The organism is Paraburkholderia jirisanensis (genome assembly GCF_054782355.1).
On sequence record NZ_BAAGSQ010000025.1, the window covers coordinates 519,785 to 542,549 of the forward strand.

Annotated in this window: 21 protein-coding genes; 4 read left to right on the top strand and 17 right to left on the bottom strand. The window is 62.9% G+C overall.

What is annotated here, in order from left to right:
- Window positions 1–115 precede the first annotated feature (115 nt).
- The gene (locus tag ACYVNQ_RS14085) at window positions 116–1,240 is read right to left on the bottom strand and encodes a porin (protein ID WP_460903108.1); all 1,125 of its coding nucleotides are present in this window, start codon (window positions 1,238–1,240) and stop codon (window positions 116–118) included.
- Between the two features lie 533 nt (window positions 1,241–1,773).
- Between ACYVNQ_RS14085 and ACYVNQ_RS14090 the strand changes: the two genes are divergently transcribed.
- Window positions 1,774–2,358, top strand: a complete 585-nt coding sequence (locus ACYVNQ_RS14090; RefSeq protein WP_460903109.1) for a 4-hydroxylaminobenzoate lyase — start codon at window positions 1,774–1,776, stop codon at window positions 2,356–2,358.
- 176 nt (window positions 2,359–2,534) lie between these two features.
- Here ACYVNQ_RS14090 and ACYVNQ_RS14095 read toward each other — a convergent pair whose 3' ends face one another.
- From ACYVNQ_RS14095 to ACYVNQ_RS14125, 7 genes are all read right to left on the bottom strand, one after another.
- A complete protein-coding gene (locus ACYVNQ_RS14095; RefSeq protein WP_460903110.1) occupies window positions 2,535–3,281 on the bottom strand; it encodes a nitroreductase in 747 nt (248 codons plus the stop codon).
- A gap of 83 nt (window positions 3,282–3,364) precedes the next feature.
- Entirely contained in the window at window positions 3,365–4,753 is a 1,389-nt protein-coding gene (locus ACYVNQ_RS14100) for an MFS transporter (protein ID WP_460903111.1), read from the bottom strand.
- A gap of 289 nt (window positions 4,754–5,042) precedes the next feature.
- On the bottom strand, window positions 5,043–6,017 hold the full coding sequence (locus ACYVNQ_RS14105; protein ID WP_460903112.1) for a LysR family transcriptional regulator: 975 nt from the start codon (window positions 6,015–6,017) through the stop codon (window positions 5,043–5,045).
- 15 nt (window positions 6,018–6,032) lie between these two features.
- Window positions 6,033–7,286 (bottom strand): NAD(P)/FAD-dependent oxidoreductase, encoded by a 1,254-nt coding sequence (locus ACYVNQ_RS14110; protein ID WP_460903587.1) that lies wholly within the window; start codon window positions 7,284–7,286, stop codon window positions 6,033–6,035.
- A 4-nt stretch (window positions 7,287–7,290) separates the two neighbouring features.
- Window positions 7,291–7,614, bottom strand: a complete 324-nt coding sequence (locus tag ACYVNQ_RS14115; RefSeq protein ID WP_460903113.1) for a 2Fe-2S iron-sulfur cluster-binding protein — start codon at window positions 7,612–7,614, stop codon at window positions 7,291–7,293.
- A 46-nt stretch (window positions 7,615–7,660) separates the two neighbouring features.
- Window positions 7,661–9,121, bottom strand: a complete 1,461-nt coding sequence (locus tag ACYVNQ_RS14120) for a glutamine synthetase family protein (protein ID WP_460903114.1) — start codon at window positions 9,119–9,121, stop codon at window positions 7,661–7,663.
- A gap of 95 nt (window positions 9,122–9,216) precedes the next feature.
- Entirely contained in the window at window positions 9,217–10,533 is a 1,317-nt protein-coding gene (locus ACYVNQ_RS14125; protein WP_460903115.1) for a Rieske 2Fe-2S domain-containing protein, read from the bottom strand.
- 390 nt (window positions 10,534–10,923) lie between these two features.
- Here ACYVNQ_RS14125 and ACYVNQ_RS14130 point away from each other — a divergent pair, with 390 nt between their 5' ends.
- A complete protein-coding gene (locus ACYVNQ_RS14130; protein WP_460903116.1) occupies window positions 10,924–11,655 on the top strand; it encodes a GntR family transcriptional regulator in 732 nt (243 codons plus the stop codon).
- Between the two features lie 81 nt (window positions 11,656–11,736).
- On the opposite strand, the gene ACYVNQ_RS14135 is transcribed toward ACYVNQ_RS14130, so the two are convergent.
- Window positions 11,737–12,633, bottom strand: coding sequence for a DMT family transporter (locus ACYVNQ_RS14135; protein ID WP_460903117.1), 897 nt, complete (start codon window positions 12,631–12,633; stop codon window positions 11,737–11,739).
- 5 nt (window positions 12,634–12,638) lie between these two features.
- Window positions 12,639–13,148 (bottom strand): Lrp/AsnC family transcriptional regulator, encoded by a 510-nt coding sequence (locus ACYVNQ_RS14140; protein ID WP_460903588.1) that lies wholly within the window; start codon window positions 13,146–13,148, stop codon window positions 12,639–12,641.
- A 158-nt stretch (window positions 13,149–13,306) separates the two neighbouring features.
- Between ACYVNQ_RS14140 and ACYVNQ_RS14145 the strand changes: the two genes are divergently transcribed.
- Window positions 13,307–14,323, top strand: a complete 1,017-nt coding sequence (locus ACYVNQ_RS14145) for a 1-aminocyclopropane-1-carboxylate deaminase (protein ID WP_460903118.1) — start codon at window positions 13,307–13,309, stop codon at window positions 14,321–14,323.
- 68 nt (window positions 14,324–14,391) lie between these two features.
- Here ACYVNQ_RS14145 and ACYVNQ_RS14150 read toward each other — a convergent pair whose 3' ends face one another.
- On the bottom strand, window positions 14,392–15,078 hold the full coding sequence (locus tag ACYVNQ_RS14150; protein ID WP_460903119.1) for an HD domain-containing protein: 687 nt from the start codon (window positions 15,076–15,078) through the stop codon (window positions 14,392–14,394).
- Window positions 15,079–15,616: 538 nt separating this feature from the next.
- On the opposite strand from ACYVNQ_RS14150, the gene hemH reads away from it, so the two are divergent.
- Window positions 15,617–16,702 (top strand): ferrochelatase, encoded by a 1,086-nt coding sequence (hemH, locus tag ACYVNQ_RS14155; protein ID WP_460903120.1) that lies wholly within the window; start codon window positions 15,617–15,619, stop codon window positions 16,700–16,702.
- Between the two features lie 42 nt (window positions 16,703–16,744).
- Here hemH and ACYVNQ_RS14160 read toward each other — a convergent pair whose 3' ends face one another.
- The 6 genes from ACYVNQ_RS14160 to sufB are packed head-to-tail and all read right to left on the bottom strand — an operon-like array spanning window position 16,745 to window position 22,343.
- A complete protein-coding gene (locus ACYVNQ_RS14160) occupies window positions 16,745–17,092 on the bottom strand; it encodes an SUF system Fe-S cluster assembly protein (RefSeq protein WP_460903121.1) in 348 nt (115 codons plus the stop codon).
- A complete protein-coding gene (sufU, locus tag ACYVNQ_RS14165) occupies window positions 17,089–17,535 on the bottom strand; it encodes a Fe-S cluster assembly sulfur transfer protein SufU (protein ID WP_460903122.1) in 447 nt (148 codons plus the stop codon). The genes ACYVNQ_RS14160 and sufU overlap by 4 nt, the downstream gene beginning before the upstream one ends.
- On the bottom strand, window positions 17,532–18,776 hold the full coding sequence (locus tag ACYVNQ_RS14170) for a SufS family cysteine desulfurase (RefSeq protein ID WP_460903123.1): 1,245 nt from the start codon (window positions 18,774–18,776) through the stop codon (window positions 17,532–17,534). The genes sufU and ACYVNQ_RS14170 overlap by 4 nt, the downstream gene beginning before the upstream one ends.
- Entirely contained in the window at window positions 18,773–20,095 is a 1,323-nt protein-coding gene (sufD, locus tag ACYVNQ_RS14175; protein ID WP_460903124.1) for a Fe-S cluster assembly protein SufD, read from the bottom strand. The genes ACYVNQ_RS14170 and sufD overlap by 4 nt, the downstream gene beginning before the upstream one ends.
- Window positions 20,092–20,874: a Fe-S cluster assembly ATPase SufC gene (gene sufC, locus ACYVNQ_RS14180; RefSeq protein ID WP_460903125.1), complete on the bottom strand. Its 783-nt coding sequence runs from the start codon at window positions 20,872–20,874 to the stop codon at window positions 20,092–20,094. Before sufC ends, sufD begins: the two co-directional genes overlap by 4 nt.
- 17 nt (window positions 20,875–20,891) lie before the next feature.
- A complete protein-coding gene (gene sufB / locus ACYVNQ_RS14185; protein ID WP_460903126.1) occupies window positions 20,892–22,343 on the bottom strand; it encodes a Fe-S cluster assembly protein SufB in 1,452 nt (483 codons plus the stop codon).
- Window positions 22,344–22,765 lie beyond the last annotated feature (422 nt).

The following is a 22,765-nucleotide window of genomic DNA, read 5'->3' on the forward strand; positions in this document are numbered from 1 at the left end:
GCTGCATCGGGCTCGGCCGCCAAGCGGCCTGGCCATTGGCTCGCGCGCTTTGGGCACGATACGCAGCGTGTGTTTCATCGCTGCGCATGGCCAGACAAACTGCTGCGCGACCCAATCAGAACAGGTGGCGAATCCCGACCATCGCGCCAAGCTGGCCCACGCCTGCGCCAGGCGTCGTACCTCCGCCGCCGGCACTGACCGAGAACCGCGCATGCGCGCTGTTCCACAGATAAGCGGTCTTCGCATAAACCGCAGTCGCTTTCGACAGCCAGTAAGTCGCACGCACGCTGGCGAGCGTCGCGCGCGCATCCTGATCGTTGACGACGATCCGGTACGCTTCGCCGTCGACAGCCAGCGCCGGCGTGACGAAGTATTGCGCGCCGAGGAAAACCAGATCGGAGTGCACGTTTTGCAGGTTCGACTGCACGCGTCGCCCCACCCAACCCGCGCCGATCTTCAGGCCACCGAGTTTCACGTAGCCATTCGCTTCGACGCGCGCATCCTTGTTCACGCTCGATGTAAGCGGAAACGGCGCGACGCCATCGAAGAAGCTGGCCGCTGCGTTGGTGCCGCCGCGCTGTTCGTCGTACGCGGCAGCAACGCCGAACGACGCTGCGTCGTATTTCAGCAGTGCACTCCATTCGCGGCACTGTTGCGAATCGCCGGCAACCTGTCCGGCGCATGTGCCTTGTCCCGGCGAATTGCCGGTACCGGCTCCGTCGCGCCCGAACGAATACGTCGCACCGACCGTGAGGCCCTTGAAGGTGCCCTTGTAGGCGATCGTGTTGTCGCTGCGCGCATTCGGCAGATAGCTGTCGAGCGTGCCGATGCCGTGAATGTCCGGCCCAAGAATATCCGCATCCCACAATGCCCAGTAGATCATCGTGTACTGACGGCCGAAGCTCAGCGTGCCCCAGTTGCCTTCCAGGCCCACCCACGCCTGTCGTCCGAACAGCCTGCCGCCTTGCCCGAGATCGCCGCCGCGCAGGTTAAACCCGCTCTCCAGCGCAAACACCGCTTTCAGGCCGCCGCCCAGATCCTCCGAGCCGCGCAGGCCCCAACGCGACGGCAGTTCGCCGGTAACGCCCGGCATACGCACCACCGAGCCACCGGTAGCACTCGCATGCGATACGTATTCGACACCGGTGTCCAACACGCCATACAACGTGACACTGCTTTGCGCGAATGCCGGCGCACTCGCCAGACCGGCAAGCAACACCGCGACCTTTCCAGCCTTCATGAAGTCTCCTCGACGATGCATTGAATATTTGGATTGCGAATGAAACAACATCGTCGCGAAGCTTAGGGTCGCCCAAATGGATCAACAACCGGGCAAACACCGAATGAACCTGAGCGCAATCAGGCGGCTGTCGACGCACGCGGGGAATTTTTTCTCGTTGTCGCAGCGAAAGCGCGAGATGCCAGTAAGGCGGACTCAATCTGGAAGAACAATTGTCCTCATCCGCGACCGGTCCGGTGATGCAAGGCACGCCGTTTGGCCACAGGAAATCTGTTCAAGAGGTTCTTGAACGGCACTGATCACAGGCCCGCCCCGAAATATTCATTTTCGTGGCGCGCAACTTGAACGGCGTGCAATTCCATCTTGCAGACAGATCGCTTCTTTCAGCTGCGGCGCTATGGCATCGTTACTTCACCGGGCTTCGTCGCCAAATACGGTTGCCTCGGTCGCAGCGATGCTTTCGCCGCGGCTGCATCAAGGTGCAAGCATCCATTGCAAGCGAATACCGGATCGAAAATCATGGAGATGCCGAAATGTCCAACACCAATGTCTCAAGCAACAAGGAAGCACTGATCGCACGCTGCCTGCCGTTCCTCGAAGAAGTCAAAGACATGACTCCGGGGACCGAAGTCGAACAGTGGCTCAACAGCAAGTACGGACCCGACAGCGAGCTGTACCAGACCCTCGCGCGCCTGATCACGATCGGCGTGGTGGAGGAAGGCTGGGCCGCGGACGTCGAAGTAAACGGGCCGCAGTATCGCCGCGCGCGGCTGGTCGCGCCAACCGACGCAAGCTTCGGCTTCAGCATCACGTCGGTCTATATGGATAGCAGCGGCAACCTGCAGCAAAACCCGGAGGACGCGATGCGCGGCGACTTCCACGCGCATCCTTATGGCGAGTTCAACATGGTGATCCCGTTGAACGAGGGCGCCGCGCTCGCCGGGCCGAACGGCTGGTGCTATGGCGGCTGGACTGCGCCTGGGCCCGGTAGCCGCCACTATCCGGAGACCAAGGGCGGCGCGGTCATTGCGTTGTTCTTCCTGCCTGCTGGGCGCATTTCGTATAACGTCACGCCGCCGGGTGTGGAAGCCTCTGCCGCATCGTCCGCGACAAAATAAAGGGGGGAAAGGCGTCGGACGTAAAAACGTCGCGTAACGCGCTCGCCCAGCTGAATTGCTGCAGCACACCGCATGGTGGCTGCGGCATGTTCATTCTGGACCGCCTGGTCTGCGTTACGAGTGCAGCGCTTCGATCACTCCGCAACGCGCAATGCCGAATCATGCGTAGTCGGTAGTCAGGCACCGCAATCGTCAAAGCCGGCGAAGTGCGCAAAATGCTCGACCGGCTCGCGCGGCATATCGAGCCTGTTCAACGCTGCGCTGCGGTCGGCATAGCCAAGCGACATCCCGCACACCACTTCGCGCCCCGCCGGAAGGTTCAGATGTTCCGCGATGAGCGCCTGATATTGCGCAAACGCCACTTGCGGACAGGTGTCGAGGCCGCGCGAGCGCGCAGCAATCATCACCGATTGCATGAACAACCCATAGTCGAGCCAGTTATAGCGGGTCATGCACGCGTCGATCGTAAAGATCAGCCCGACTGGCGCGCCGAAGAAATCGAAGTTGCGCCCGCTTGCGCGGGCACGCGCCGCACGATCGTTGCGATCGATGCCTTGCACGCCATAAAAGCGTGCACCGAACGTCTGTTGCCGCGCGCGATAGTGGTCCGGCATCGGCTCCGGCAGATACTGCAGCGGGGGGTGATCCGCCGCTGCATGGGCAGCGCCGAGCGCGGTGCTCAACGCGCGCTTCGGCGCACCGCTCAGCACGTGTACTTGCCAAGGCTGCAGGTTCGAATTGCTCGGCGCCGAACGCGCGACGTCGAGAATCTCGACGATGTCGCTGCGGCGCACAGGACGCGGCAGAAATGCGCGCATAGCCTTGCGCGAACGAATCGCGGTGTCGACCGCATGCGCGGTTTCATGCCTGCTTTCATCAACGGCCGCATCAGCCGCCGGATCGATCTGGTAGACGGTATTCATATCCTGACGTTCTATTGAGGGCGACATGGAATCTGCCAGCGGGTGCGCTCAATTCGCACGCACCCCGCATCCAAGCACCGCAGCTAATGTCCGACCGGCTCACCACCCGACACGCGCACCGCCGCCGCATTGCCGTGGCTCACCTGTTTGATCAGCAACGCGATGCACGCGACGGCACCCGCCACGGCCACCACCGAAAAAATGCCCGTCAAACTGATCTGACGCCGTGCAAGCTCGGCAACCAGAAACGACCCGGCAATCCCGCCGAACCGGCCGACACCCAGCATCCATGCAACGCCCGTGCCGCGTCCTTCGGTCGGATAGAACGTAGCCGCGAGCACGGGCATCGATGCCTGCGCGGTATTCATCAACACCCCCGTGACAAAGATCGCCACGACCAGCAGACCGAAGTTGCCGAGCGCCTGACCGATCGCGTAGACACCGAGCGCACCGAGCCCATAGCACAGCGCGACGACCCGATTCGCTTCGAAGCGGTCCATCAACATGCCGCACAGCACCGCACCCGCACCGCCGAGCGGGAACAGCGCCGAGACCAGCGCGGCCTGTCTGGCGGCGAGACCTGCGTCCCTCAGCAGCACGGGCATCCAGTTGACCAGCCCATAGAAAATCACGAGGCCCATGAAATACGTGAGCCACAGCATCAGCGAGCCGAGCCGGTACGGGCGCGACAGCACGAGACGGGCGCCGCTCTTGCCGCCGCTGCTGTTACCGCTGCCGGTGGCAGCGCCTTGCGGCGCCGCTTCGCCGACCACGAATGCTTGCGCATCGTGCGCGCCGCGCGAGATGCGAGCGAGCACTGCGCGTACCGCGTCGGCAGGTTGCCGCTTGACCACCATAAACCGTACCGATTCGGGCAAGCGCCACAGCAACACAACGCCAAGCAGCAACGGCACGACGCCACCCAACAGCAGCACGCTGCGCCAGCCGAATTGCGGAATCATCCACGCCGCAAGAAATCCACCCAATGCGGCGCCAAGCGGAAAACCGCAGAACATCAGATTGACGATCGTCGCGCGCCGCCGCTGCGGGCAGAACTCGCTCATCAGCGTCACCGCATTGGGCATCGCGGCACCGAGACCGATGCCCGTCGCAAAGCGAAACACGGTCAGCGAGCCAAGGCTCGCCGACGAGGCGGAGGCGACGCACGCCACGCCGAACAGCACCACCGACGTCACCAGTACCTTGCGTCGCCCCCAACGGTCGGACAACGGCCCCGACACCAGCGCACCACATGCGAGGCCAAACAGCGCGGCGCTCAGCACCGGCGCAAGCGCAGCCTTGCCGAGTTGCCATTCAACCAGCAGCGACGGCGCGACGAAACCGATCGCAGCCGTATCGAAGCCATCGAGCAGCACGATCGTGAAACACATCGCGAAGATCAGCCATTGGAAGCCGCCAAAGCGTTGCTCGTCGATGAACCTCTGGACATCGACCACCGTTTTATCGTTCATCGGATACACCCTCGTCTGTGGGAAAGTCAGTGTGTCGAACGAGCAAAAGGTTAGGATGTTTGAATGACCTGGGCAATCCGGGGGAACCTCCAACCGGTCCCGATGCGGTGTTGTCCGGCAGCAGACATGCGCGGTCAACGCTGGCAATTTAAGCGAAGAAACCGCGCATTTCGCGACGTTCCCACCAAAATCGCGTGATCGGGCAGCAGCTTGCTGTGCGCATCGCTTATCGCAGCCGCGCGGTGAAATGTATTCATGCACAACGTGAAGGCCGTGCAACACCGCTGCGTCACCCGCAGCGCACCTGTCGCGCAACGTCCGCCAGTTGCTGACGCAACCATTGCAGCGCCGGCTCGCCATCGTTGCGCTTGTGCCAGACCGCGCGCATCGTCGCGCGCGGCGCCACGTACGGCATCGCGCGCATACGGAATTCACCGAGCCGCTCGATCTCGCGGCCGAGCGGCGACGGCACCAGCGCCATCATCTCGCTATGGCGCAGCAGCGCGGGAATGGCCAGAGAATGCGCAACCGAAATGCGCAGCCGCGGTACTTCCGCGCTGCCGGCAAAAGCCTCTTCCAGCGCTTTGCGGTCGAACATTTCCGATTGACGCGCAAGTCCCCGCTCGACGATAAAGCCGCTGACCGCGCCCTCCTCTTCGCCGCCTTGCGATATCGCAACGAGCGGATAACGCGTCAGGTCTTCGCGCAGCACGTCGCGCCCGGCAAGCGGATGATCGCGATGCACCAGCAGCGCCTCGGTCTGCTCCCAAAGCTGCATGGCCTGAAAGCGCGCCGGGATGTCGGCGAAGATGCCGATCGCGAGATCGATGCGGCCGATGTCGATCTGCCCGGCCAGATCGAGCCGCGTCGCGGGCCGGATCACGAGGTCGACGAGCGGCGCATCCGCGCTCAGGCGTTGGCTCAACCGTCCTAGCACCAGGTAGGTCACGTAGTCGTTGGCCGCAACCACGAACTGGCGCTCGGCGACGCGCGGCTCGAAAGCGTTCATGCCGAGTGCCGCGTTGATCTGCTGCAGCGCGCCGCGAATCTGCGCAGCCATCGCGATCGCGCGCGTAGTCGGCTCCATGCCTCGCGCGGTGCGCACGAACAGATCGTCGCCGAGCACGTCGCGCATGCGTCCGAGCGCATGACTGATCGCCGATTGGCTCAGGTTGAGCCGTCGGCCCGCCAGCGCGAGGTTGCGGTCTTCGAAGATCGCGTCGAACACGCGCAGCAGATTCAGATCCATCCGTTCCGGCTTCATGATTTCGGCCTGCGGTTACGGGGTGACGTGCGGCGCATTCGGCACGAGCAGTGTTTTCAGATCGAAGCTCGGGTCAGCAACCTGCTGCGCACTGACCGCGATGCGATTGGCGAGCAGCTTGCGCGCGAGCATATGGTCCTGCGGGCGATTGATGCTGTCGACCGCCACGAGGTGGTTGTCGCGGAAGTAGTAGAGCGAAAATTTACGCTCTTCGAGCGCACCACGCAGCGCGTATTCTGTCCAGCCGGTATGGAGGCCAGCCATCTGCAGCTTCAGGTCGTACTGATCCGACCAGAACCATGGCAGCGCGCGATACGGCTGCGGATCTGCGACCAGTGCCGCCGCCGCGGCACGTGCCATGTCGTTGGCGTTTTGCACCGACTCGATCCGGCCTGCGGCCGCGCCCGCCGGCAACCACGCGCTGACGAACGACGCGCAATCGCCGGCTGCGACGATATCGGGATCGGCGGTACGTGCACACTCATCGACCGCGATGCCACCCTCCACCGTCAACCCACAGTCGCGCGCGAGTTCCGCGTTCGGCACCACGCCGATGCCGACCAGCACCAGATCGCAACGCAGCTGTGTGCCGTCGTCGAGTTCGACGGCCGACACATGTCCGTCCGTTTCGTGCAGCGCAACCACCTTGCGGCCGAGATGACACTGCACGCCGTGCGCCGCATGCGTATCGAGCATGAACTGCGAGATCAGCGGCGAAGCGACGCGCGCGAGCAGCCGCGTTTCGGCTTCGACCACACTCACGTCGAGCCCGCGCTGACGCAGCGATGCCGCCGCCTCCAGGCCAATATAGCCGCCGCCGATCACCACCGCCTGGTGCGCGACGCGCAGTGCGGCAGCCAACGCGCGCGCATCGCGCAGATCGCGCAGGTAGTGCACGCCCTGCGCATGCGCACCCGGGCAATCGAGTTTGCGTACTCGCGCGCCGGTGGTCAGCGCAAGCTTGTCATAGGCAATACGCCGGCCGTCGTGCAACTCGACTTCGCGCGCATCGCGATCGATGCGTACCGCGCGCGTCGACGGCATCCAGTCGATCTGGCCGCCGTCGAAAAACGCGGCCGAACGCAGCGGCAGACGCGCCTCGGCAACGCTGCCGGTCAGAAAGCCTTTCGACAACGGCGGACGCTGATACGGCAGATCGAGCTCGTCGCCAAGCATCACGATGTGCCCTTCGTAGCCGAGTTCGCGTGCGGATGCGGCAAGCTGGGTGCCCGCATACGACGCACCGACGATCACCAGAACCGGTTTCATCATGTCAGCCCTGACGGTCCGGAATGCGCACGACGAGCCCATCGTGCGCTGCACCGACCACGATCTGGCACGCGAGGCGGCTCTCGGGCCGGCGCTCGGCGGCCGCGCCTTCGAGCAGCGCGAGTTCGTCGGCATCGGCTGCCGGCAGCGTGGCGCGCGACGACGCATCGATGTACACGTGGCAGGTCGCGCACGACAGACAGCCGCCGCACTCCGCGTCGATGCCGCGCAGATTATGGTGAATCGCGGCTTGCATCACGCTCGTGCCGGCCGGCACGTCGATCTCGCGCCGGGCGCCGTCGCGCATCAGATAGGTAACGATGGGCATGCTTTCTCCTTTCGAGTGGGAACGCGCAACGGTCAGGCCGTCTGCGTCAGAACATGTCGAAGTATTCGTGGTGTTCCCACTCGGTCACTTCCAGGTTGAACCGGTTGATTTCCGCTTCTTTCAGCGTGCAGAAGTAATCGATGAACGCTGAGCCGAAGCCCTCGCGCAGACATTCGTCGGTTCGCAACGCGTCGATTGCATCGGCCAGCGTGCGCGGCAACGCCGGCGCCTGCGTTTCGTACGGCATATCGGCCGACGGCGGCAACTCGATGCCGCGCGCGATGCCGTCGAGCCCCGACAACACCTGTGAGCCGAAATACAGATACGGATTGGCGGTCGGCTCGCCGACGCGATTCTCCACACGCGTGGCCGGGTCGCCAGGGCCGCCGAGCACGCGCGCCATCACGCCGCGGTTGTCGCGCCCCCAGTTGGCGCGGTCCGGCGCATTCGAATACGGACGGTAGCGTTTGTAGCCATTGATAGTCGGCGTCGATAAGGCGGTCGCGCCAGGCGCATGTGCGAGCAACCCGGCAAGATAGCGGCGGCCGAGTTCCGACAGCGGCCCTTGTGAGTTGTCCAGCGGGTTGTCCAGCATTTTTCCCGGCATGAACGCATTACTGCCGTCGGCCACGCTGACCAGCGACTGATGCAGATGCCAGCCGCTAGATACGACGTTAGGAATGCGCGGCCTGCACATGAAGGTCGCGTGATAGCCGTTGCGCTGGCATATCTGTTTGACAGCGCTGCGAAACAACACCATGTCGTCCGCACTTTTGATGCCGATCGTCGGCGCGAACGTGAATTCGAACTGGCTGGGTCCATATTCGATTTCGAGCGAGCGCACCGGCAGATCGAGCCCGTCGATACCGTGACGCAGTATTTCCATCACATGGTCGACCGCGTCGTAGCGCAACTCGGTCAGATACTGATAGCCGTGCGTCAGCAGATCGACCTCGGGCGGCTGGCCCGGCTGGCCTGCGTGTTCCGGCCTCATGCGCGGGTCGGTCACCTTGAAGACGTGAAATTCCACTTCGAGACCGGACATGAAGTGATAGCCGCGCGCGGCGAGCGTATCGAGTGCGCGCCGGAACAGATGGCGCGTAGCGAACGGCACCGGCGCGCCGCTTGCGAAATGCACGTCGCACAGCACCCAGCCGGTGTGCGGTGCCCACGGCAACACCCGGAACGTCTGGGGATCGGCGATCAGCAGCGTATCCCCGGCGCCCTGCATTTCACGCAGCCCGAAGCCGCCGCCCGCGGAAAACACTGGAAACACCGTGCGATGCGAGGTGTCCTTGGCGAACAGCGTGCTGGTTAGCGTGACGCCGTTTCTGAATGCCTTGATGGCTTCGTCGACGACGAGCGTCTTGCCGCGCAATAGCCCGTGCTGGTCGGGAAACGAAAAACGCACCACCTCGACGTCGCGGCGCTTCAGGCGCTCGAGCAATGCGGCAAACGCATCGTGTTGCGCGGCGTTCCACAAACCGTGTGTGTCTATGAATGACATGATCGATTTCGCGCGAACCTCGCCTGGCGCGGGTCGCGCGTTTCTCCGTACGTGGGTTTAACGCGGGGTCATCGCGGGTTTTCGTACCGTGCCGGTCAAACCCTCGGTGCGGGCCAGCGCGCGGCACTTCGGCGCTTCACGTCCGCTTCTTTCCAGTACTCGTCCCAACGGTCTGCGGGACCGATCCCGTCGATCGACACGGGGCCGGTCATCGCAGCGGCCTGCCGTTCATCCAGCATCATCAGCGCGCGCTCGCCGCTCGCGGCGCGCTCGATCGCTTCGAGCAGCAAGCGCCGGTACGCGATGATGCCCTTGTCGGTCGTGCCCAGATGCTCGCGCGTGCGGTCCTGAATCGGGCCTTGCGACTCCACCGCCCACTGGTCGTGCACGTTGATATCGAAGCCCATGCCGGTATACGTGGCGCGCTGCTGTTCCTGAAGGTCGAAGCCGTACTGGTTGCGTTTGTTGCGGCGCGACGTGTAGTCCGGCAACTCATAGAGATCGAGACGCTGCTCGCGCATCTGCGCCTTGTCGACCGGCTCGCCGAAGCTCGTGAATATCGCGTACCAGTAGCAGTTTTCGTCGTCGACCGGCACGTGCCATTGCGTGATCGTCATTTCCGCACTCATCGGAATCACGAAAGCCTGCGGGAACACCACATTGGTGACGCGCACGTGCGTATGCACGTCGCTCAAACGGCGCTTTGCGATCAGTCGCAGCCCGTAGTCGGCTGGGCTCACCAGGATCTCCGGCGATTCGTATTCGCGCAGCACTTGCGTGATCGGCATGTCCGAATCGGCCGACGCGCCGCGGAACTGCTTGCCGTAGCTTGCGCTGGTGTCTTCGTCTTCGAAGAAGCGATGCAGGAACGACGCATGTGCCGGGTCGATGCCCACTTCGAGCGCCTGCAGCCAGTTGCATTCGAACAGGCCTTTGAACGCGAACGTGTAGGCGCCCGGCGCGGCGAAGCAGTCGAAATTCGCGAACGCCGGCGGCTCGCCGCTGCCGAGGTACGCGAACAGGATGCCGCTTTTCTCGACCACCGGATACGCGCCTTGTTTGACACGGTTGCACAACGTGCTGCCGGCGGGCTCGCCGGGCGTCGCGACGCACTTGCCGTTTACATCGAACAGCCAGCCGTGAAAGGCGCAGCGCAGGCCGCCTGCTTCGAGACGCCCCGCCGCCAGATCCGCGCCGCGATGCGGGCAATCGCGGTCGAGCATGCCGTAGCGGCCCTGTTCGTCACGGAATACCACGAAGTCCTGGCCCATCAGTCGCACCGCGCGCACCGGGCGCTCGTCGGGCAACTCATCGAGCAACGCGACCGGTTGCCAGTAGTTTCTCAGCAGCCGGCCGGCTGGCGCGCCTCGTCCGACGCGGGTCATCAGGTCGTTTTGCTGCGAACTCATCATGGGCTTGTCTCCTGTCGTGGCACTGAATGCGGGATGGCGGAAATTGCATGCCGAAGCGATGCTGATGAATGCGGAGTCTATGTTTTGGAATTCATGTACGCAAGCGCTGTATGCAACCGTTCATTCAGTAACGGCCAAAAATATCTCATGTTAAACACTAAATTTCTCTTTTATATTGCTGTTTTTTATAGAGAATATTTATATATAAGCGTGTTTACCCTAGTGACATTTTTTGCGAGATTTGGACCAAGCAATGCCGACTCTGCATACATTCAAGAACATACAACATGCATCTCATGCAATCGGACTCTCGCCCCGCGTCGACCGTGAGCTACAATTCATCGCTCATACGAAGTGCCTCAGCACCTGCCAACGACCCCGGAGAACTCAATGGAATCCCTGCAAGAACGCGTTCTGGTGCAGTTGCGCGACATGGTGCTCAAAGGGGAATTCGCGCCCGGCGAGCGGCTCGCGGAAGTGGCGCTGGCAGACCGGCTGAAAGCGTCGCGCACGCCCGTGCGGCTCGCGCTTGCCACGCTGGAGCAGGAAGGTCTCGTCGAACCGTCCAGTGGTGGCGGCTACGTGATGCGGCGCATCACCGCCGCGGAAATCGCCGATGCGATTGCGGTTCGCGGGCATCTGGAAGGCATGGCGGCGCGCCTCGTCGCCGAACACGGTGTGCCGCGTCAGCTGTCGAACACGCTCAACGAGTGCCTGCGCACCGGCGACCGGCTACTCGACAAGCCCGAACTGACGCTCGACGACTACGCCGCCTACACGGATATGAACAACCGCTTCCACCAGTTGTTCGTCGAAGGATCGGGCAATGCAGCGCTGATACGCGCGATCGAAATGAACAACCGGCTGCCGTTCGCCGCGGCCAGCGCAATGCTGCCGATGCAGTCGACACTCGAGGAAGGACGTCTGTGGCTGTGCATCGCGCACCGTCAGCATCACAGCCTCGTGCAGGCGATGGAACGCGGCGAAGGGGCACGTGCGCAAGCGCTGGCAGCGGAGCATGTGCAGATCGCGCAGATGAATCTGAGTTATGCGCTGGAGCGGCCCGAGCTTTCGACGAAGCTGCCGCCGGCCTTCAAGCTGGTGGCCGACGCGGTTTTATAGGCCTCGCGCTCGCCTGAGGTTTCAGACTAACGCGCGCTATCTCCAGGACACACACCAGGCCGGCCATATTTGACGCAATCGTCAACTATCGCTGCGCTGTTGCCGCAGCGCCAGCGCGACGCCGCTCAAGGTCAGCGTCATCGCGATGCCGGTGCGCGCACCCAGCGGTTCACCGAGCGAAAGCGCCGCGGCGGCAATCCCGAGAATCGGCACCAGCAGCATGCCGATCGACGCCACTTCGGCGGGTAGGCGGCGCAGCGTCTCGAACCACGCGAGATAGCACACGCCCATCGGCACCAACGCCATATAAACGAGCACGGCCCAACCGTCCGCGTGCAATGCTTCGAGGCGCGGCGCCTCCACCGCCAGCCCGAACACCACCATCGGTAAGCAGCCTATCGCGACTTGCCATGCGACCAGCGTCAACGGCGCAACCGGCAGCGGCTTGCGATTGGCGACCGTGCCGAACGCAAACAGCACCGCTGCGCCGAGCGCGCAGGCAATGCCGGCGCGCCGCCCCGCGTCGAACGAAATGCCGTGGCCGCCGAGCAGCACCGCCACGCCGGCAAGCCCCAGCAACAACGCGCAGAAGCCGCTCGCCGACGGCCGCCGCGACAGCATCGGCCATGCGAACAGCATCGCCCACAGCGGCATCGTATAGACGAGCAACGCTGCTTCGTTGACCGGCAGCCATTGCATCGCCATCGTCGACAGGCCCATCCACGCAAGCACATTGGTGGCAGCCGCAAGCAACAGCCGCGGCACCCATGCGCGCGGCACCCGAATCGCTTCGCCACGGCCGACGGCAAGCGCGAACAGCAGCAGCGCGGCGGCAAGGCCGGCCACACCGCGCGAAAACAGCGGTGGCCATTCGCGCAGCAGCACCTTCATCGCCGGCCAGTTGAGAGCCCAGCCGACTGCGGTGGTGAGAAGAAACAGAAGACCGGAAAGACGCGGGGATCGGTTGGAGAGGGACATGCGCGTCACAAAGGAAACTGCGTGGTCGAAACGATCTGCTTGAGGCCCATGAATGAGCGGATCTGCCGTACGCCCGGCAAATACAGCAGCTGTTCCGCATGCAGACGGTTGAAGCTTTCGCTGTCGCGCGTTCGCACCAGCATGAAGTAGTCGAACTCGCCGGTCACCAGATGGCACTCCATGCAACCGGACACCTTCTGCGCGGCCTTTTCGAACTCGGCGAATACCTCCGGCGTAGAGCGGTCGAGCACGATGCCGATCAACACCAGCATGCCGGCGCCCGCTGCCGCGGGATCGAGCAACGCCACTACGCCGCGGATCAATCCCATCTCTTTCAGGCGTTCGACGCGGCGCAGGCAGGCCGGCGCACTTAGCTTGATCTTCGCGGCAAGGCTGACGTTCGAAATCGACGCATCACGCTGCAATTGCTTGAGGATGGCGCGGTCGATGCGATCGGGCAAGGGCGCCGCTGGGCTCTGCGCCGTGGCAGAAGAAACTGGCTTGCGCAATTTTATTAACTCCGATGCCTGCTACATGACTTGAAATTAAGCGGCAAACGTAATTATCGGCGATTAACCAACTTAGCGTATTTTATTTCGCAAGCCTGTTTCGTGCGCTCTTCCCTATCATGGCTTCGTTGCCAAGCGGCACACCATCCCTCCCGGAGCGAACCATGAACCTGCAACGATTTCCGCGCTATCCACTGACGTTCGGCCCGACGCCGATCCAACCGTTACGGCGCCTGTCAGCGCATCTGGGCGGCAAGGTCGAACTCTATGCGAAGCGCGAAGACTGCAATAGCGGCCTCGCATTTGGCGGCAACAAGACCCGCAAGCTCGAGTACCTGATTCCCGAAGCGCTCGCACAAGGTTGCGACACGCTGGTTTCGATCGGCGGCACCCAGTCGAACCAGACGCGTCAGGTGGCGGCGGTCGCCGCGCATCTGGGCATGAAGTGTGTGCTGGTGCAGGAAAACTGGGTCAACTACTACGATGCGGTGTATGACCGGGTCGGCAACATCGAAATGTCGCGCATCCTGGGCGCCGACGTGCGGCTCGTGCCGGACGGCTTCGACATCGGCTTTCGCAAGAGCTGGGAAGAAGCGATCGAAAGCGTGCGTCAGCGAGGCGGCAAGCCGTATGCGATTCCGGCCGGCTGTTCCGATCATCCGCTCGGCGGGCTCGGCTTCGTCGGCTTTGCGGAGGAGGTCAGGCAGCAGGAACAGGAACTCGGGTTTCGCTTCGACTATATCGTCGTGTGCTCGGTGACCGGCAGCACGCAGGCGGGCATGGTGGCCGGTTTCGCCGCGGACGGCCGCGCCGCACAGGTGATCGGTATCGATGCGTCGGCCAAACCCGAACAGACCCGCGAGCAGATTCTGCGCATTGCGCGCAGCACCGCCGACAAGATCGATCTCGGACGCGCGATCGCCGACGCGGACGTCGTGCTCGATACGCGTTACGGCGGCCCCGAATACGGCCTGCCGAACGAAGGCACGCTCGAAGCGATCCGCTTATGCGCGCGTCTGGAAGGCATGCTGACCGATCCGGTCTACGAAGGAAAATCGATGCACGGCATGATCGACAAGGTACGCCGCGGTGAATTTCCGCCCGGCTCGAAGGTGCTGTATGCGCACCTGGGCGGCGTCCCGGCGCTCAGCGCCTATAGCTTTATTTTTCGCAACGGCTAGCAAGCCGCCGCACCGCGTGCCGACTACCCCAAACAGAACCAGCACGCGGCGCAGCAACGCAACGCGCGTTACGCGTGCTTGTGCGTAGGATCGTTGCAGCTATGACCGTGACGATCGTCCACCCATGCATTGCCGAGAATGAGGCTACAGAAGTTCAGCCGCTTGAACTTCGGATCATGCAGCGCCAGCACATCGTCGTTGACGGTGCCGAACGTCGAATCGGGCCGATGCTTCATCCCGTCGTTGAACGCGCTGATAATCTGCTCCTTGAAATTGGACGCGCGCGGGTGAGCGGCTACCACCTGCTCACGCTGCGCTTCGCTGAATTCGTCGTACGCGAAGCCGAGCACATCCATCTCGACGCCGGCGGTCACCAGTTGCACGACCGGCTTCTTGAACGGCGGAATACCCGGCGTGGTGTGCAATGCGATTGCATCCCACACCAGATCAACGTCCTGCTCGTCGATGCCATGCTGGCGCAGAAACTCGGCCGCCGTGTTGGCGCTATCCACTTCGAAGCGGTTCTGCGACGTGCGAAAGCGCTCGGTCAGCCCCATATCGTGGAACATGCCGCCGATATAGAGCAGTTCCGGATCGTACTTGAGCTTCTTGCGCTCGCCGGTCAGCGCGCCGAACAGAAACACGCGCGTCGAGTGATGAAACAGCAGATCGTTCTCCGTATCCCGAACCAGTTCGGTGGCCTCCCGCGCCAGCTTGCTGTCCGGAATCTTGATCCCTGCAATGACGTTGCTCATCGATGCACTCCTTTGAAGAGTATGAGTTGGTGCGATAGCGACTCCAAGGAACCGGTTTTAGGCACACGTGTCCAGAATTCTGGCGACGCGCAGCCGGCTCGATGGCGTAGCGGCTTTTTTGTAATCGACATGGCCGCAGCTCGCATTGTCGTCTTCGCAAGGGTCACTAATTTTTATCATTCGAACGGTAAATTGCCTAATCGCAATAGCATCGGGGCTTTTGCAACATGTCGTCCGCAATCGCCGCCGCAGGTCGCCACGGCCATCGACGCGTTGGCAGAAAACGAAGTACGTTTGGCTCCAGTGCACGGCGCGTAGCCGTTGAAGCCACCCGCGAGCGGTGCAACACTCGACGCATTGGATGACGCATGCGAGCGCGCAACCGGCGCAAACAGCCAGATCGCGGCATGACTGCTTTCTCCATAGCTTTGCTAAATCGTGCTGGTTGGAAATCGATGTTGGACTTGTAATTCGGGTCCGTTCATCCTTTGTCGACCACGCGACTAGCCGAATCAGGCCTTCTTGCAGGAGTCAACCCATGCGCCACGCCGATCGATCTGCCCCAGCCATTGACACATCGAAGCCCGACACCGCCGTGCTGCTGATCAACCTCGGCACGCCCGACACGCCGGCACCACGCGATGTGCGCCGCTATCTGGCCGAGTTTCTGTCCGATCCGCGTGTGGTCGAACTGCCTGCGTGGCTGTGGCAACCGGTACTGCACGGCGTGGTCCTGCCGCTGCGCAGCCGCGCGTCGGCAAAGAAATACGAACAGGTGTGGCTGCCCGAAGGCTCACCGCTCAGAGTGCATACAGAAAAGCAGGCGCGCGATCTGCAATCGTGGTTCGATGCGCGCGGCAGGCACGTCGCAGTCGAGTACGGCATGCGCTACGGCAACCCGTCGATCGCCGATGCGCTGACGCGGCTGCGCGCAAACGGCGCGCGGCGCATCCTGGTGCTGCCGATGTATCCGCAATACGCAGCGTCCACTACCGCAACCGCGTTCGACCAGACCGCGCTGGCGCTGCGGCAGATCCGCAATCAGCCTGCCATCCGCTTTGTCAGCCATTACCATGCGGACGCACGCTACATCGAGGCGCTGCGGCGCCAGGTGCAGCAGTATTGGGACGTCAATCAACGGCCCGACTTCGGCGCCGGCGACAAGGTGCTGTTCAGTTTTCACGGCTTGCCGTCACGCTCGGCAGAACTCGGCGACCCATACTACAAGCATTGCATGCAGACCGGCATGCTGCTTGCGGAGGCGCTGGGCCTTGCTGCCAGCCACTTTCGCGTGACGTTCCAGTCGCAATTCGGTTATCAGAAGTGGCTCGAACCGCACACCGCGGAAACGGTCGGCCAACTCGGCGCGATGGGTACGGCACGTGTCGATGTGTTTTGCCCCGGCTTCACCGCCGATTGCATCGAGACGATCGAGGAAATCGGCATGGAAGTGCGCGATATTTTTCTCGAATACGGCGGCAAGGAATTTCACCGCATCGAATGCGTGAATGAAGCGCCCGCGTTTATCGACATGCTGGGCGAAATTGCACTTGAAAATCTGACCGGCTGGCCGAACTCGATCCATGCGCCGAGCAACGAGGACAGCGCGTTCGCGGCTGCGTGAGATGGTTAGGCGTCGCGATGTGCGACGCCTTGGCCCGAAGCCTCACCACATGCCTAGTTCGAGCCGCGCGGCCTCCGTCATCCGCTCTTTACTCCACGGCGGCTCCCACACCAGTTCGACGCGCACATCGCGCACACCAGCCAGCGAGAACACTTCGTCCTCCACCACCCGCGGAAATTCCTCGGCGACCGGACAGGCGGGTGCCGTCAGCGTCATCCGTACCGTGACCCGCCCTTCCGGTTCGTCGACATCGAGCCCGTAGATCAAGCCGAGATCGTAGATATTCACCGGCAACTCGGGATCGTATAACGTGCGCAACGCGTCGATCACGCGCTGCCTGAGCGTCTGCATAGTCGGCACGCTTGCGCCATCATCGGTCGGGTCCATCATTGCGGCTCCGTTTCGTGGTGCAGCGCTTCCGACAACGTATGCCACGCGAGCGTCGCACATTTGACGCGCGCCGGAAACTCGCGCACGCCCGCCAGCACCGCCGTCTTGCCAAGGCCTTCGGTGTCGGCCGGCGCCGGCTCGTCGCCGCTCGTCACCATACGCTGGAAGCGGTCGATCAGTTGTTGCGCTTCGTCGGGCGTCTTGCCCTTGATCAGGTCCGTCATCATCGACGCCGACGCGGTGGCAATCGCGCAACCCTCGCCTTCGAACCCGACCTCGGTCACCACGCCGTTTTCGACCCGCAGCGCGAGCTGGATGCGGTCGCCGCACAGCGGATTGTGGCCATGTGCCGCGTGGCTCGCATGCGCAACGTCGTGGCGATTGTGAGGGCGGCGATAGTGATCGAAGATCACCTGCTGATAGAGATCGCGAATATCGCTCATGATCCGAACATCTCCTTCACGGCGGCAAGGCCGTGCACCAGCGCGTCGATTTCCGCCCGCGTGTTGTACAACGCGAGCGACGCACGCACCGTGGCCGGTATCTCGAAGCGTGTCATGACCGGCATCGCGCAATGATGTCCGGCACGCACCGCGACACCGGCGTCGCCCAGAATGCTGCCGACATCGTGTGGATGAATACCGTCGACGACAAACGACAGAATGCCGGCCTTGTGCGCTGCCGTGCCGATCAGGCGTACACCGTCGATCTGCTGTAATGTGGCGGTCGCGTATTCGAGCAGTTGCTGTTCATGCTGCTCGATCGCACCGATGCCGAGGCCCGTTACGTAGTCGATCGCCGCGGCAAGCGCGATGGCGCCGGCGATATTCGGCGTGCCCGCTTCGAAGCGCGACGGCACGTCGTTGTACTCGGACTTTTCGAACGACACCGTGCGAATCATGTCGCCGCCGCCCTGCCACGGCGGCATCGCATCGAGCAGCGCCGCCTTGCCGTACAGTGCGCCGATGCCGGTGGGCCCGTACAGCTTGTGCCCGGAAAACGCATAGAAGTCGCAATCGAGCGCACGTACGTCGACCGCCGTATGCGCGACGGCCTGCGCGCCATCGAGCAGCACCGGCACGCCGTGCGCGTGTGCGGTGCGAATCATCTGTGCGACCGGGTTGATGGTGCCCAACGCGTTCGAAACATGGGCGAGCGCGACCAGTCTGGTGCGCGGCGTCAGAAGCTGTTCATAAGCGTCGAGGTCGAGCGTACCGGTATCGTCGAGCGGCACCACTTTCAGCGCCGCCCCCGTCTGCTCGCAAACCAGCTGCCACGGCACGATGTTCGAGTGATGCTCCATCGTGGTCACGACGATTTCGTCGCCTTGCCTGAGCCGCGGTCGCGCGAAGCTGTTCGCGACGAGATTGATCGCCTCGGTCGTGCCGCGCACGAACACGATCTCGGAGGCCCGCTCCGCGTTGATCAAGCGAGCCACCGTTGCGCGCGAGCGCTCGTACGCATCGGTCGCGCGCTCCGCCAGCCAGTGGACGCCGCGGTGCACGTTGGCATTGGTCGTGCGGTAATAGTCGGCCTCGGCCTCGATTACGTGCCACGGTTTTTGCGTGGTCGCGGCATTGTCCAGATAGACGAGCGGCTTGCCGCCCGGTTGCGTGCCGAGAATCGGAAAATCGGCGCGCCACAGCCGGATCCGGTCTTCGTGCTCGAGCTCGATGCGTTTCATCGCGTGCTCCCTGTGTTGGCACCGCCGGCCATTTTGCCGAGCAAGGCCGCTTCCAGCCGCGCCCGCAACGGCGCAATCTCGACCCGGTCGATCACGTCGCGGGCGAACGCGGTGGTCAACAGCGCGCGTGCCGTACGCTCGTCGATGCCGCGCGCCCGCAGATAGAAAAGTTGCTGTTCGTCAAGCTGGCCGACCGTCGTGCCGTGCGTGCAGCGCACGTCGTCCGCGAAAATTTCGAGCTGCGGTTTGGTGTCGATCTCCGCGTTGCGCGACAGCAGCAGGTTGTGGTTGGCCTGGTCGGCGTCGGTTTTCTGCGCATCCTGGCGCACGATCACCCGCCCGTTGAACACGCCATGTGCTGCGCCGTCGAGAATGCCGCGGTACGTTTCGCGGCTGGTGCATTGCGGCTGCGCATGGTCGATCATCGTGTAGTGATCGAGGTGCTGCTTGCCGCTGCCGACGTACAGGCCATCGAGCGTCGTCGACGTTTGCGGGCCTGCGAGCCTTGTTACGATGGTTGCGCGCGCAAGCGCCGCGCCGAACGAAAACGCGTACGACGCAAAGCGGCTGTTGCGCTGCTGTGTGGCAGCCAGCGTCGCGGTGTGCAGCGCGTGCAGACCTTCCTGCTGCAAACGGTAATGGCGCACGTCGGCGCGCTCGTCAGCCGCTACGTGCGTCATCGCATTGGTGTAGTACCACGCGTCGTCGCTTCCGGAAAATTGCTCGATTACCGTGCAGTGCGCATCGTTGGCTGCCACCAGCAGATTCAGCGGCTGCACCGCGAGGCCCTCTTCGCCAGCCACGAACAGTGCATGAACCGGCTTGTCGATTGTTACCCCCGGCGGCACGAAGACCACATAGCCGTCGCGTGCGAACGCGGTATTGAGAGCCGTGAGACCATCGGCAAAGGCCACGCCGTCGAGTTGTGCCCGCACGCGCTCAGGCATCGTGTCGAGCGCCTCGGCAAGACTGCCGACGAAAACGCCAGATGGAAGCGCACCGATATCCGAAAGCTCCGGCACGAACACGCCGTCCACGAACACGAGCCGATGCACGTCGTCGAGCTGTTGCGCGCGGACAGTGCGCCGCGCTTCCTCCAGATGGTCGCTAGCCGGCACGAAGCGCAGCAGCCGTTGGTTCAGCGCAGCGAGGCTCGTGTACTTCCACGCTTCATCCGCGCGGGTCGGAAACCCCATCACACGGAACTGCTCGAAGGCACGCAAACGCAGCGCGTCCATCCAGGCCAGCTGGCTGCCCGGCAAGGCGGGAGCCAGCGAGCGAAACACCTGAGTCAAATGGTCGAGCGCTTCGTTTTTCATACGGCCACCTGTGCGCCGGCCGAATGTGCGCGCCCCGGGGGCTCCTCCAGCCAGCCATAGCCGCGCTGCTCCAGCTCGAGTGCAAGTTCACGCGTGCCAGAGCGGATGATCCTGCCGTGCGACAGCACGTGCACATAATCCGGCACGATGTAATCGAGCAGCCGCTGGTAATGCGTGACCATCACGATCGCACGCTCGGGGCTGCGCATCGCATTCACGCCCTTCGCCACCAGCTGCAACGCATCGATGTCGAGGCCGGAATCGGTTTCATCGAGAATCGCGAGTTTCGGCTCGAGCACGGCCATCTGCAGGATTTCGTTGCGCTTCTTCTCGCCGCCCGAAAAGCCTTCGTTTACCGCTCGATGCAACAGGTCGTCGTTCATCTGCATCGCGGCCATCTTGCCGCGCAGCAGCTCGAGAAAATCGATCGCGTCGAGTTCCGGTTCGCCGCGATGGCGGCGTTTGGCGTTCAGCGCCGCTTTCAGCAGATAAACGTTGCTTACGCCCGGAATCTCCACCGGATACTGGAACGCCAGAAAGATACCCTCGCGCGCGCGCTCCTCCGGTTCCAGTTCGAGCAGGTCCGCGCCGAACCACGACACCGAGCCTCCGGTAATCTCGAACTGGTCGCGGCCGGCCAGCACATTGGCCAGCGTGCTCTTGCCCGAGCCGTTCGGCCCCATGATCGCGTGCACTTCGCCGGGCCGCACGTCGAGGTCGATGCCGCGCAGAATTTCCTTGCCTTCGACGGTTGCCTGCAGATTTCTGATCTTAAGCATGATTTTGAGTGCTCCTGTTAGCCCACACTGCCTTCGAGACTGATGCCCAGCAGCTTCTGCGCCTCGACGGCGAACTCCATAGGCAGCTTGTCGAAAACTTCCTTGCAGAACCCGTTGACGATCATCGATACCGCGTCTTCCGCGGAAAGGCCGCGCTGCCTGCAATAGAACAACTGGTCCTCGCCGACCCGCGAGGTCGACGCTTCGTGCTCGACTTTTGCGCTCGGGTTCTTCACCTCGATGTACGGGAAGGTATGCGCGCTGCAGCGATCGCCCATCAGCAGCGAATCGCACTGCGTGAAATTGCGTGCGCCTTCTGCCGCACGCGCGATGCGCACGAGGCCGCGGTACGCGTTGCTGCCACGCCCCGCCGAAATGCCCTTCGAGACGATCGTGCTGCGCGTGTTCTTGCCGATATGGATCATCTTGGTGCCGGTATCGGCTTGCTGACGGTTGTTGGTCAATGCAACGGAATAGAACTCGCCGATCGAGTTGTCGCCGCGCAGGATCACGCTAGGGTATTTCCACGTGATCGCCGAACCGGTTTCGACCTGGGTCCACGAGATTTTCGAGTTGGCGCCGCGACAGTCGCCGCGCTTGGTGACGAAGTTGTAGATGCCGCCTTTGCCGTTCGCGTCGCCCGGATACCAGTTCTGCACCGTCGAATAACGGATCTGCGCATCGTCGAGCGCGACCAGCTCGACCACCGCTGCATGCAGCTGGTTCTCGTCGCGCATCGGCGCCGTACAGCCTTCGAGATAGCTGACCTGCGCGCCTTCGGTCGCAATGATCAGCGTGCGTTCGAATTGACCGGTGTTTTGCGCATTGATGCGAAAGTAGGTGGACAACTCCATTGGGCAGCGCACACCGGGCGGCACATAGACGAACGAGCCGTCGCTGAACACCGCCGCATTCAACGCGGCAAAGAAATTGTCCTTGTACGACACGACGCTGCCCAGATACTGGCGCACCAGTTCCGGATGCTCGCGTACGGATTCCGAAAACGAACAGAAAATGATGCCGAGCGACGCGAGCTTGTCCTTGAAGGTGGTCGCTACCGAGACGCTGTCGAACACCGCATCGACAGCCACCCCCGCCAGCATCGCGCGCTCCTTCAACGGCACGCCGAGCCGCTCATACGTGCGCAGCAGTTCGGGATCGACTTCGTCGAGGCTCTTCGGGCCCGGCTTGCGTCTGGGCGCCGAGTAATAGACGATCGACTGGTAATCGACCGGCTCGCGATCGAGCGCGCCCCATTGCGGCTCGGTCAGGGTCAGCCAGTGACGGTACGCTTCAAGCCGCCATTCCAGCATGAAGGCAGGCTCGCCCTTGCGCGCCGAAATGGCGCGGACCACCGCTTCGCTGAGGCCGGGCGGCAGCGCATCGGCTTCGACGTCCGACACGAAGCCGTGTTGATACTCGCGGTTGACGAAGTGGTCGAGGTCGCGTTCAGTCATCGTGTCTGTCATGCTTTGCTCTCCGTGTTAGCCGATACGCGACACTGCCGCCGCACCGTCATGACACAAGCATATGCTTTATCAGGATACCTTTATGTCGATACGGTTTTAGGGTCTTGTGCCGCTGGTTCAGCGCAACGCCGCCGCGCAAGGCTGCGCGACCGATAAGGCTTTAAAGGCGATTGCCATAAAGCTTTAAATCGGGCGCATAACGCTTCGCTATCGGCGCGTCGTATAGAAAGACAGTTGGGGAGGTAGGCAATGCTTTCAACGTAGCGGCCTACGTCGATTTGTGCCAATGGCAATGTGAATGCTGCCGCAGTGGATACTGCCGCAGTGGACACTGCCGCAGCAGCGCTCCGTGAGAGAGCGGCGGCCGCAAAACGCGGCCGCAGGTAGCGGCCGCGGTAAACACCAGCGTGCTTGCCGGCCCG